Origin of the sequence: Aliidongia sp. (genome assembly GCF_035943795.1) — a bacterium.
In the GTDB taxonomy this organism is placed as follows: domain Bacteria; phylum Pseudomonadota; class Alphaproteobacteria; order ATCC43930; family CGMCC-115725; genus Aliidongia.
Window position 1 is genome coordinate 23,156 of record NZ_DASZBY010000110.1, and the last position, 11,220, is coordinate 34,375.

8 protein-coding genes and 1 tRNA gene are annotated in these 11,220 nt (G+C 68.2%); 6 read left to right on the forward strand and 3 right to left on the reverse strand.

Annotated elements, in window-relative coordinates; all coding sequences use genetic code 11:
• The first annotated feature begins 19 nt into the window (after positions 1 to 19).
• Positions 20 to 1,111 carry a zinc-binding dehydrogenase gene (locus VGV37_RS21535; RefSeq protein ID WP_326881819.1) on the forward strand — a complete coding sequence of 364 codons (1,092 nt, stop codon included), beginning with the start codon at positions 20 to 22 and terminating at the stop codon, positions 1,109 to 1,111.
• Here VGV37_RS21535 and VGV37_RS21540 read toward each other — a convergent pair.
• Positions 1,101 to 1,847: a CPBP family intramembrane glutamic endopeptidase gene (locus tag VGV37_RS21540; protein WP_326881820.1), complete on the reverse strand. Its 747-nt coding sequence runs from the start codon at positions 1,845 to 1,847 to the stop codon at positions 1,101 to 1,103. The two genes, VGV37_RS21535 and VGV37_RS21540, sit on opposite strands and share 11 nt — an antisense overlap.
• 161 nt (positions 1,848 to 2,008) lie before the next feature.
• On the opposite strand from VGV37_RS21540, the gene VGV37_RS21545 reads away from it, so the two are divergent.
• The 5 genes from VGV37_RS21545 (at position 2,009) to VGV37_RS21565 (ending at position 8,867) form a co-directional block, all read left to right on the forward strand.
• Positions 2,009 to 2,085 (forward strand) — tRNA-Pro (locus tag VGV37_RS21545).
• Between the two features lie 185 nt (positions 2,086 to 2,270).
• The gene (locus VGV37_RS21550) at positions 2,271 to 2,744 is read left to right on the forward strand and encodes a hypothetical protein (RefSeq protein ID WP_326881821.1); all 474 of its coding nucleotides are present in this window, start codon (positions 2,271 to 2,273) and stop codon (positions 2,742 to 2,744) included.
• Positions 2,745 to 2,807: 63 nt separating this feature from the next.
• Positions 2,808 to 3,707 (forward strand): cupin domain-containing protein, encoded by a 900-nt coding sequence (locus VGV37_RS21555; RefSeq protein ID WP_326881822.1) that lies wholly within the window; start codon positions 2,808 to 2,810, stop codon positions 3,705 to 3,707.
• Positions 3,708 to 3,860: 153 nt separating this feature from the next.
• Entirely contained in the window at positions 3,861 to 7,748 is a 3,888-nt protein-coding gene (putA, locus tag VGV37_RS21560) for a trifunctional transcriptional regulator/proline dehydrogenase/L-glutamate gamma-semialdehyde dehydrogenase (RefSeq protein WP_326881823.1), read from the forward strand.
• 264 nt (positions 7,749 to 8,012) lie between these two features.
• Positions 8,013 to 8,867: a DMT family transporter gene (locus VGV37_RS21565; RefSeq protein ID WP_326881824.1), complete on the forward strand. Its 855-nt coding sequence runs from the start codon at positions 8,013 to 8,015 to the stop codon at positions 8,865 to 8,867.
• Here VGV37_RS21565 and VGV37_RS21570 read toward each other — a convergent pair.
• Together VGV37_RS21570 and VGV37_RS21575 are read right to left on the reverse strand one after the other, a co-directional pair.
• Entirely contained in the window at positions 8,864 to 9,631 is a 768-nt protein-coding gene (locus VGV37_RS21570) for a fumarylacetoacetate hydrolase family protein (RefSeq protein ID WP_326881825.1), read from the reverse strand. The two genes, VGV37_RS21565 and VGV37_RS21570, sit on opposite strands and share 4 nt — an antisense overlap.
• 4 nt (positions 9,632 to 9,635) lie before the next feature.
• Positions 9,636 to 10,931 (reverse strand): O-acetylhomoserine aminocarboxypropyltransferase, encoded by a 1,296-nt coding sequence (locus tag VGV37_RS21575; RefSeq protein WP_326881826.1) that lies wholly within the window; start codon positions 10,929 to 10,931, stop codon positions 9,636 to 9,638.
• Positions 10,932 to 11,220 lie beyond the last annotated feature (289 nt).

Genomic DNA, 11,220 nt, shown 5'->3' on the forward strand with positions numbered 1-11,220 from the left:
TCCTGTAATGGAGGCGATCATGAAGGCTTGGCGGCTGCACGGAGCGGGCGGCGAATTCGCGTTCGAGGATCGGGTCGTTCCGACACCCGGCCCTGGCGGCGCAGTCGTGCGGATCGAAGCGGCGCCGGTGCTGAGCTACATGCGCAAGGTGCTGGACGGCTCGCTCGGGTATGCCCTGCCGGCCGGCACCTTCACGCCCGGCACGAACGGCGTCGGCGTGGTCGAGGCCGTCGGCCCGGGAGTTTACCACCTGCAGCCGGGCCAGCGCGTCGCCCTGAGCCCGCACCATCTGGTCGACGAACGGGTGGCCGCACCCGCCCAGTTGCTGATCGGCCTGACCGCCATGGGGTCCGCACGGTTCGGCGCGCTCGATGCAGCCACCCTGGCACTGCAGGCGGATTGGCCGGACGGCAGTTTCGCGACCCATGCCCATCTGCCGGCCGCGACGATGACGCCGCTCGACGGCCTCGACGCGGTGTCGCCAGAGCAACTCGCCGGCCTTGGCAAATTCATCGTGCCCTATGGAGGCTTCCTGCGGGGAGGGCTCGTAGCCGGCGAAGTCGCGATCGTCAACGGCGCCACCGGCTTCTACGGCGCGGCCGGCGTCCTTGTAGCGCTGGCGATGGGGGCCGCGCGGGTCGTCGCCGCCGGACGCGATGCGACACAGCTCGACGCATTGGCTGCCGCCGGTGGCGACCGGGTCGTGACCGTGGGTTTGAGCGGCGACGTCGAGCAGGACGCCGCGGCCCTGCGCGATGCCGCCGATGGCAGTGGCGCCGTGGCGCTCGACATGGTCGGCCGCGCAACCGGCGCCGAATCGACGCTTGCCAGCCTGAAAGCACTCGGGCGCGGCGGCCGTCTCGTGCTCATGGGCAGTATGACTGTGCCGTTGCCGGTCCCGGTCGGCGAGATGCTGGGCAACAATTGGAGCATCCTCGGCAATTTCATGTATCCGAAGGACGCCATGGCGCGCCTGGCGGCGCTGGTGCGGGCCGGGCTGCTCGATCTGGGCGCGCTGAACGTGGAGCGCTTCACCCTTGCCGACCTCGAGGGAGCGATGACGGCGGCCGCGGCGATGCGCGGGCTCGACCTGACGGTCGTTACGCCGTGACCGGCATGACGATCGCGGGCGGCGGGGTTGGCAGGCGTCTGCACAGCAGGACGCCCCAGGCGAGGGCGACGCCTCCGGCACCGAGCATCGAATAGAGCGCATCGTCGGAATATTGCATGGCCTCGACCACGCCGCCGCCGGCGGCGATGCCGCAGAAATCAAGCACGGCATGGACGATGAGGCCGGGCCAGATCGATGCGGCGCGGATGCGGACGGCGCCCAGGATCATCCCCAATCCGACGACGCTCACAGACTGGGCCAGCACCAGGCGATAATCGATCGGCGACAGCAGCCCGGCCAGATGGATCGCGCCGAACAGCAGCGACGACACGACGATCGCCCGGCGTGGCCGGTCGAGCCCCAGCATGTCCATCAGGATGCCGCGGAACAGGCCTTCCTCGCCGAAGCCGACGGCCAGGCTGACGGCACCCCAGCCGATCAGATACAGCGCGCCATCCTCGGCCGGGCCCTGGCTCAGCGGCACGAGCGCATCGAACCAGATCGGCCAGAGCATCCACCAGCGGGCGAGGGCCAGCGGCCCGGCAAAGCCGCACGCGCGCCAGCGCCGGCCGGCCGTGACAACCAGCGCCAGCAGCGCGGCAAACCCCAGCTTGTCGCCGGCATAGAGCGCCAACTCGCTCAAGTGCCAATGGCCGGCCGCGACGAGCAGCTGGAACGCGAGTTCCCACAGCACCAGGAACAAGGCCGTTCCCATCGCCAAAGCGATTGCCTTCACGCCGTTCCTCCGAAATCCTGCGCATCCGCCTTCTGCATAGCGGTCCGGCGGGCCGGCGAGAAGATGCCGGTTGCATCGGCCGCCCGGCGGCACCTATATTCCGCTCCGCCGGACGCGAGCCCGGCACGGCCGATCGACGATCGACCGGGTTTCGGTAGAGTCGGGCAATAGCGCAGCCTGGTAGCGCATCAGTCTGGGGGACTGGGGGTCGTGGGTTCGAATCCCGCTTGCCCGACCACCGAAAGCAATCAGATCAAGGGCCGCGGGAAACCGGAGGCCCTTTTCTTTTGGCCGGGTCGTTGCCGTTCCTCGCGCACTATCGGCTTGACGGCCGGCCCTTCTCTGCGGCGTTACTGATGGCTTGCGATGCCCTGTCGGGCGTCCGCGCCATGCCTGTTCCGCCATGCTTTTCCGGGGGTTACGATGAGGTATCTGCTGATTGGCGCGTGCGCCGCGGCACAGCTGTCGTTGATCGGTGCGGCGCAGGCGGAGACGCCGCTGATGGCGCCGATCCATCAGTTCGTCGACAGCTTCAACAAGGGCGACGAGAAGGCGGCGGCGAAAAGCTTCGCGCCGGGCACGATCAGCATCATCGACGAGATTCCGCCCCATCTGTGGGTCGGCGCCGACGCGCTCCGGCGTTGGGGCCGTGACCTGGAGGCAGCCAGCAAGGCGGGCGGTTTCAGCGACGAGTCGGTGACGCTCGGCGATGCGAGCCGTGAGGACATCAACGGCAATGCCGGCTATGTCGTCGTTCCGGTGGTGTTCAGTTACAAGGAAAAGGGCGCCGCCAAGCGCGAGCCGGCGCAGATCGTCTTCACGTTGAAGCAGCTGTCCAAACGGTGGCTCATCACCGGCTGGACCTGGGTCGGCGGCAAGGAAGAGCCGGCGAAATAGGCTGCAGGAATTTCTTCCGATCAAGTTCTTGGCGGCGGCCGGCTTTGGCGCGATCATCGGGCCATGACCGACCGCCCCGACTGCATCCGCCACTATTCCGAGATCCAGGATCCGGATAATTCCCATTATCCCGACAGCGACGAGCTGATGAGCATCGGCAGCCCGTTCGCCCGGCGCATGGGCCTGACCCGGCTCGGCATCCACCACGAGCTGCTGAAGCCGGGGCGCCGCACTTCCTTCCCCCATGCCGAAAGCGCCGAGGAGGAGTTCGCCTATGTGATCGAGGGCCATCCCGACGTCTGGCTCGACGGGGTGCTGTATCCGCTGGGACCGGGCGACGCGGTCAGCTTTCCCGCCGGGACCGGCCAGGCGCATACGTTTCTCAACAACAGCGATCGCGACGCCCGTCTTCTCGTGGTCGGCGAGGCCAGCAAGGCGGAGAACCGCATCCGCTATCCGCTGAATCCCGAGACGGAGGCGCGGCGCAAGGATGTCTGGACGGACCTGCCGGCGCGCCCGCTCGGGCCCCATGACGGCATGCCGCACGCCGGGACGCGCGCGGTCGCGGCTGGTCCGATCGACCGGATCGACCATTTCGTGCTGACCGTGGCCGACGTGGGCGCGACCTGCGCCTTCTATGTGGCGACGCTGGGCGTCACGGTGGTCAAGGGTCCGGGCACGCGCCGCGCGATCCAGTTCGGTCGCAACAAGATCAACCTGCATGCTCACGGCCGGGAATGGTCGCCGCGCGCCCTGCATCCGACGCCCGGCGCCGGCGATTTCTGCCTGATTTCCGGCGTGCCGCTCCAGACGATCCAGGCGCGCCTCGCGGCCGCAGGCGTACCGATCGAACTGGGCCCGGTCGAGCGTCCCGGCGCGCTCGGGTCGATGCAGTCGATCTATTTCCGCGACCCCGACCAGAACCTGGTCGAGGTGTCCTGCTATCCGCCGGGTCTGGGATAGGCTGTCGCCCGGACTTTCTCTGTCGCCCAAAAGAGAATGACGGACGATCTGGGGAGGTGGTTGCGCTTTTCATTTCTGCTGGGTTGCGCTAGTCTTTCCCGATGGGTTGCACCTCTGGCGCCCCATTCCCGATCCCGCCCGCGCGAGGCCCCCATGGCGACCACCACGATTGGCGTGAAACTCGACGACGATCTGCGCAACCGGTTGCGCAAGGCGGCCGAGCGATTGGGGCGGACGCCCCATTGGCTGATCAAGCAGTCGATCGTGTCGATCCTGGAGCGGGTCGAGCGTGGCGAGGACCTGTCGGTCGTCGCGGGCGAGGGGGCTGGGACCAGTGATCTGCCCGAAGGGATCGCCGATGGGGACGGCGGATCGCAGCCGTTCCTGGAATTCGCCCAGACCGTCCAGCCGCAGACCGTGCTCCGTGCCAAGATCACGGCCGCCTATCGCCGGCCGGAGCCGGAATGCCTGCCGTTGCTGATCAGCGAGGCGACCCTGCCGGCGCCGATGGCCGACCAGGCCCGCCAGCTGGCGCGCAAGCTGGTCGAGGCGTTGCGCGGCAAGCGTCGGGGCGGTGGTGTCGAGGGGCTGATCCATGAATATTCGCTGTCGAGCCAGGAGGGTGTCGCCCTCATGTGCCTGGCCGAGGCGCTGCTGCGCATTCCGGACCGGGCGACGCGCGATGCGCTGATCCGCGACAAGATCAGTGTCGGCGACTGGCACTCCCACGTCGGCAACAGCCCGTCGCTGTTCGTCAATGCCGCGACCTGGGGGCTCGTCGTTACCGGACGGCTCACGACCACATCGAGCGAATCGGGCCTGTCCTCGGCGCTGACCCGTATCATCGGCAAAGGCGGCGAGCCGCTGATCCGCAAGGGCGTCGACATCGCCATGCGCATGATGGGCGAACAGTTCGTCACCGGGCAGACCATCTCGGAAGCGCTCGCCAACAGCCGCAAGCTCGAAGCCAAGGGCTTCCGCTATTCCTACGACATGCTGGGCGAGGCGGCGACCACGGCCCGCGATGCCGAGCGCTATTACGCGGACTATGAGCAGGCGATCCACGCCATCGGCAAGGCGGCGGCGCGGCGCGGCATCTACGAGGGACCGGGCATCTCGATCAAGCTGTCGGCTCTGCACCCGCGCTATTCCCGCGCCCAGCAGGACCGGGTGATGGGCGAGTTGCTGCCACGCCTGAAGGCGCTGGTCGTGCTCGGCCGCAGCTACGACATCGGCATCAACATCGATGCCGAGGAGGCGGACCGGCTGGAGCTGTCGCTCGACCTGCTGGAGGCGCTGTGCTTCGCGCCGGAACTGGCGGGCTGGAACGGCATCGGCTTCGTCGTCCAGGCCTATCAGAAGCGCGCGCCCGCCGTGCTCGATTATATCATCGACCTGGCACGGCGCAGCGGCCACCGCCTGATGATCCGCCTGGTCAAGGGGGCCTATTGGGATAGCGAGATCAAGCGCGCCCAGCAGGATGGGCTCGAGGGCTTCCCGGTCTATACCCGCAAGATCCACACCGACGTCTCCTATCTCGCCTGCGCCAAGAAGCTGCTGGCGGCGCCGGACGCGGTCTTCCCGCAATTCGCCACCCACAATGGTCACACGCTCGCGACCATCCATGCCATGGCCGGTGGCAACTACTACGCCGGTCAGTACGAGTTCCAGTGCCTGCATGGCATGGGCGAGCCGCTGTATGAAGAGGTCGTCGGCAAGGACAAGCTGAACCGGCCGTGCCGCATCTATGCGCCGGTGGGGACCCACGAAACCCTGCTGGCCTATCTGGTGCGGCGCCTGCTGGAAAACGGCGCCAACACCTCGTTCGTCAATCGTATCGCCGACGAGAGCGTGTCGATCGACGAGATGATCGCCGACCCGGTCGAGCAGGCGAGGGCGGTCGAGCCGGTCGGGGCCACCCATGCGAAGATTTCGCTGCCGCGCGACCTGTTCGGCGAGGTCAGGCCGAATTCGGCCGGGCTCGACCTCACGAACGAACAGCGTCTGGCCTCGCTCTCGGCGGCGCTGCTGTCGAGCGGCGACACGGCCTATCGGGCGATGCCGCTGTTGGCCGACGGACCGCAGGACGGGCCGGCGCGCGAAGTGCGCAACCCGGCAAACCATCGCGATCTCGTCGGCAGGGTGATCGAGGCATCGGCCGCCCAGGTCGACGCGGCCATGGGCCATGCGGTCGCGGCCGCACCGATCTGGCAGGCGACGCCGCCCGACGAGCGCGCCGGCTGCCTGATCCGCGCCGCCGATCTCATGGAGACACGGATGCCGCAGCTCCTGGGCCTGATCGTGCGCGAGGCTGGAAAGTCGCTGCCGAACGCCATTGCCGAGGTGCGCGAGGCGGTCGATTTCCTGCGCTACTACGCGGCCCAGGTGAACGCGTCCTTCTCCAACGACAGCCATCGCCCGCTGGGTCCCGTGGTCTGCATCAGCCCGTGGAATTTCCCGCTGGCGATCTTCACGGGCCAGGTCGCGGCGGCGCTCGCCGCCGGCAACCCGGTGCTGGCGAAGCCGGCGGAGGAGACGCCGCTGATCGCCGCCGCCGCGGTCCAGATGCTGCGCGAGGCCGGCGTGCCCGAGGGGGCGGTGCAGCTGCTGCCGGGCGCCGGCGACGTGGGTGCGCGCCTGGTCGCCGATCCGCGCGGCCGGGCGGTGATGTTCACCGGCTCGACCGAGGTGGCCCGCCTGATCCAGAAGACGCTGTCCGAGCGCTTGAGCCCTGAAGGCAAGCCGATCCCGCTCATTGCCGAGACCGGTGGCCAGAATGCGCTGATCGTCGACAGCTCTGCCCTGCCGGAACAGGTCGTGGGCGACGTGCTGATGTCGGCCTTCGACAGTGCCGGCCAGCGCTGCTCGGCGCTGCGCGTGCTGTGCTTGCAGGAAGAAGCCGCCGACCGGGTGCTGACCATGCTGAAAGGCGCCATGGCCGAACTGGTCGTGGGCAATCCGGACCGGCTGTCGGTCGACGTCGGCCCGGTCATCACGGCCGAGGCCAAGGCGGGCATCCTGAAGCATGTCGCGGCACTCAAGGCCAAGGGCCGCAGGGTCGAGGAACTGCCGCTGCCGGTGGCCGCCCGTCACGGCACCTTCGTGGCGCCGACCCTGATCGAGCTCGACAGCTTCACCGAGTTGAAGCGCGAGGTGTTCGGCCCGGTGCTGCATGTCGTGCGCTATCGCCGTGACAGGCTCGACCAGCTGCTCGACGAGATCAACGCGGCCGGCTATGGCCTGACCTTCGGCGTGCATACCCGGATCGACGAGACCATCGTGCGGGTGACCGAGAAGATCGGCGCCGGCAACATCTATGTGAACCGCAACCTGATCGGCGCGGTCGTGGGCGTGCAGCCGTTCGGCGGCCATGGCCTGTCGGGCACGGGCCCCAAGGCTGGCGGCCCGCTCTATCTCGGGCGCCTGCTGGCGGCCCGGCCGGCGGGTCCGGCACCGGACGGCATCGCCGGCGCACCACCCGCCGTCGCCGAGGCCTACGGCACCTGGCTCGCGACCGAAGGACGAAGCCAGGAGGCCGCCCGCTGCCGGCGCTATCTGGCGGCCTCGCTGGCCGGTGCGGTCAAGGACCTGCCCGGCCCGGTCGGCGAGCGCAACACCTACGTGATCCAGCCGCGGGGCACGATCGCCTGCCTGGCCCAGACCGAGGCCGGCCTGCTGCTGCAGATCGGGGCGGCGCTCGCGACCGGCAACAAGGTTCTGGTCCAGGCGATGCCCGCCTCGAAGGCGATCCTGGCCAAGCTGCCCAAGACGCTCAAAGGCTGGGTCTCGTCCGCCGAGGACTGGACCGGGGCTGGCCCGGTCGCGGCCGTGCTGTTCGAGGGCGACAGCGACGCGCTCAAATCGGTCAACCAGCAGGCGGCGGCGCTACCCGGCCCGATCGTGCCGGTCTATGGCATCGACCGCGACGCCCTTGCCGATGGCACCGAGGATTATCCGCTGGAATGGCTGGTCGCCGAACGCTCGATCAGCACCAACACGGCCGCCGCCGGCGGCAACGCCAGCCTGATGACGATCGGGTAGTGTGGGTCGGGCCGTGTTGCGACCGCTCGGTTGACAAGATCCTCCGCAACGGCGAGGCTTCCCGGCGAAACCCGAACGATCGGCCGAAACCATGATCCCCTTCACGCACTGCTTCCGGTCGATCGCCGCTCCCCCTGTCGCGCCGCCGCCGCCCGCGGCCGTGCTTGGCTGATCTTTAGCCCTTCTTCCTGGCTCCAGGTGACCTGAACCCGCGCTGAACCGCGCGGCTGGAGTCGTGACTTGTCTCCCGACAGGGGAAATCCGATGAAATTCGACAAAGCGGCTGCGGCCGCCTTTGGCTCGACCTGCCTGTTCGTCTTGTTGTGGAGCGGCGGCGGCATCGCCGCAAAGTTGGGGCTGGCCCAGGCCTCGCCCTTCGCCTTCCTGGTGTTGCGCTTCGCGCTGGGCTTTGCCGGGCTGCTGGCGATCGGCCTCGCTCGACGCCAGGTCCTGCCCGCGGCCGGAACGCGGGTCCGGGTAGCGTTGACCGGCGCCCTGCTGGTCGGCCTCTACTCGATTTGCTATCTGCTGGCGCTCGACAAGGGGATGACCCCCGGCGTGCTCGCGACGCTCTTAGGCATACAGCCGATCCTGACCTTGCTCCTGGTGGAACGCCGCTTCTCGGCGACCCGGCTCGCCGGTCTCGCCCTGGCGCTCTGCGGACTGGTGGCGATCGTCTATCAGAGCCTGGTCCAGACGCGCTTGTCGGGGCTCGGTATCGGCTTCGCGCTGGCCGCACTCGGCTGCATGACGGCGGGCGCCATCCTGCAAAAGCGTATTCGCGAGGCGCCGGCCGCGGTTCTGCCGCTGCAATATGGCGTGAGCCTGGTCCTGTGCCTCGTCTGCCTGGCGTTCGAGCCATTCCGCGTCGCCTGGGGCTGGGCGTTCGTGCTGCCGCTCGGCTATATGGGCCTCGTCATTTCCGTGGGTGCCACGTTGCTGTTCTACCGGCTGATCCAGACCGGCAACCTGGTCAACGTCACCAGCCTGTTCTACCTGGTGCCGGCCGGTACCGCGGCGCTCGACTATGTCCTGCTCGGCAACCCGATGGCGCCGCTCGCGCTGGCCGGCATGGCGGCGATCCTCGGCGGCTTGGCTCTGGTCTTCCGGACCAGCTAGGCCAGCGTATTGCCGAGGGTACCGATCCCGTCGATCACGACCTCGACCTCGGCGCCGGCGCGCATCACGCCGGCGCCGAGCGACGTGCCGCAGGCGATGACGTCGCCCGGCTCGAGCGTCATTTCGCGCGAGATCAGGCTGACGATCCGGGCCGGCGGCAGAATCATGTCGCTGGCCGGGTAGTTCTGGCGCTCCCGGCCATTGACCAGGGTCCGGATGGTGAGCGTGGCCGGGTCGAGCCCGGTCGCGATTGCCGGGCCGAACACGCCGAACGTATCGAAGCTCTTGGCTCGGGCCCATTGCGCGAAACTCGGATCGCGGTTCAACACGTCGAACGCGGTCACGTCGTTGACGCAGGTATAGCCGAAGATCCCGGCGGTGGCCGCCGCCTCGTCGACGTCGAACAGGCGGCGCCCGATGACGATGCCCAACTCACCCTCGAAGACGATCTTGCCGTCATAGTGCCGTGGCGTGCGGATCGGCACTCCGGTCGGATGGAAGCTGTTGGCGCCTTTGAGGAAATAGAGCGGCTCCTCCGGGATGGCGTTGCCGGCCTTGGCTGCCGCCGCGTGGTAGTTGTTCCACAAGCCGATGAACTTCGACGGCAGGGTCGGCGTCAGCAGGGTCGCGTCCGCCAGCGCCGTCGTGCGGCCGGTCGGCTGCGGCGCTTGGAACGGGTCGCCTCGATACTCGGCGATTTGGTCGCCCTCGATCGTGCCGAAGCCGATCTCTCCTTCCAGCGCGTAGCGCACCCACAGGGTCATCGTGTCAAACCGTCTTCGCCAGGGCCTGGTCCAGGTCGCGGATCAGGTCCTCGCGCTGCTCGATGCCGATCGACAGGCGCACGACCTCGGGGCCGGCGCCGGCGGCGATCTGCTGCGCCTCGTTCAGTTGCCGATGAGTGGTCGAAGCCGGGTGCAGGATCAGCGACTTGGTGTCGCCGATGTTGGCGAGATGAGAGAACAGCTCGACCCCCTCGACCAGCTTGATGCCGGCGGCATAGCCGCCCTTCAAGCCGATGGTGAAGACCGATCCGGCACCCTTGGGCAGGTAGCGCTTGGCCAGTTCATGGTACGGGCTGGTCGGCAATCCGGCATAGGACACCCACTCGACGGCCGGATGTTCCGACAGGAAGCGTGCGACCGCCTCGGCATTGGCGACATGGCGCTCCATGCGTAGCGCCAGGGTCTCGATGCCGGTCAGCGTCAGGAACGCGTTCATCGGCGCCATGGCGGGACCCAGATCGCGCAGACCCACCGCATGGCCATGGACCGTGAAGGCGAGGTCGCCGAACGTCTCCTGGAAGCGCAGGCCGTGATAGGCTGGCTCCGGCTCGGCCAAGGTCGCGTATTTGGCGCTCTGCGACCAATCGAATTTTCCGGAATCGACAACGCAGCCGCCCATGGCCTGGCCGTGGCCGCCCAGGAACTTGGTGGTCGAATGCACCACCAGGTCGGCGCCATGCTCGATCGGCCGGCATAGGTAGGGCGAGGCCATGGTATTGTCGACGATGAAAAGGATGCCGGCGTCATGGGCGATCTTGGCCACCGCCTCCAGGTCGGTCACCACACCGCCCGGATTGGCCAGGCTCTCGACGAAGATCGCCCGGCAATCCTGCGCGTCGTCGAGCGCACGCTTGAAATTGTCCGGGTCGGTCTGGTCGACGAAGCCGACGTTCCAGCCGAACTTCTTGAAGCTGCGGCCGAACTGGGTGATCGACCCGCCGTAGAGCCGGTTCGACGCCAGGAACGAGGCGCCCGGCGTCATGAAACCGAAGAAGGCGAGCAGCTGGGCGGCATGGCCCGAGGCACAGCAGACGGCGCCGCGCCCGCCCTCCAGCGTCGCCATGCGCTCTTCCAGCGCCGCCACGGTCGGGTTGGTCAGGCGGGAATAGATGTAGCCATAGCTCTGCAGATTGAACAGCGAGGCCGCCTGGTCGACATCCTCGAACACATAGGCCGTGGTCTGATAGATCGGCATGGCGCGCGCGCCGGTCGCCGGATCGGGCGGGGTGCCGGCATGAACGGCCAGCGTCTCGAAACCGTAGGCGGGCGGCGTGCTCATGGGGTCGGTCCTTCGGGCGCTCGAGGGTGCAACGAGCCGGAGTTTATCCGGCTCGTGCGCAAAGAATAGCGCTCAATTCGGCGCGCCGCCGGCAATCGCCCGGGGGCCGGGTACCGGATACGGCGCCGGCGCCCGTTAGCGGGATCGAAACGGGTCGCGGCCTACCTTTCCGCGCGTACCGCGTTCGCTTCGCGACCATCCGGGGAAACCATGCCGCCCATCCAGGCCAGACACGCCTCCTTCTCGCCGATCAGCGACGTCCCGCTATGGCTTTCCGTGACGGTCAGCT

Excerpts from the sequence above, each read along its gene's own strand:
- VGV37_RS21570 (WP_326881825.1), bottom strand. The coding sequence starts at position 9,631 with ATGACCCTGTGGGTGCGCTACGCGCTGGAAGGAGAGATCGGCTTCGGC.
- VGV37_RS21565 (WP_326881824.1), top strand. The coding sequence starts at position 8,013 with ATGAAATTCGACAAAGCGGCTGCGGCCGCCTTTGGCTCGACCTGCCTG.
- VGV37_RS21535 (WP_326881819.1), top strand. The coding sequence starts at position 20 with ATGAAGGCTTGGCGGCTGCACGGAGCGGGCGGCGAATTCGCGTTCGAG.
- VGV37_RS21555 (WP_326881822.1), top strand. The coding sequence starts at position 2,808 with ATGACCGACCGCCCCGACTGCATCCGCCACTATTCCGAGATCCAGGAT.
- VGV37_RS21550 (WP_326881821.1), top strand. The coding sequence starts at position 2,271 with ATGAGGTATCTGCTGATTGGCGCGTGCGCCGCGGCACAGCTGTCGTTG.
- VGV37_RS21575 (WP_326881826.1), bottom strand. The coding sequence starts at position 10,931 with ATGAGCACGCCGCCCGCCTACGGTTTCGAGACGCTGGCCGTTCATGCC.
- putA (WP_326881823.1), top strand. The coding sequence starts at position 3,861 with ATGGCGACCACCACGATTGGCGTGAAACTCGACGACGATCTGCGCAAC.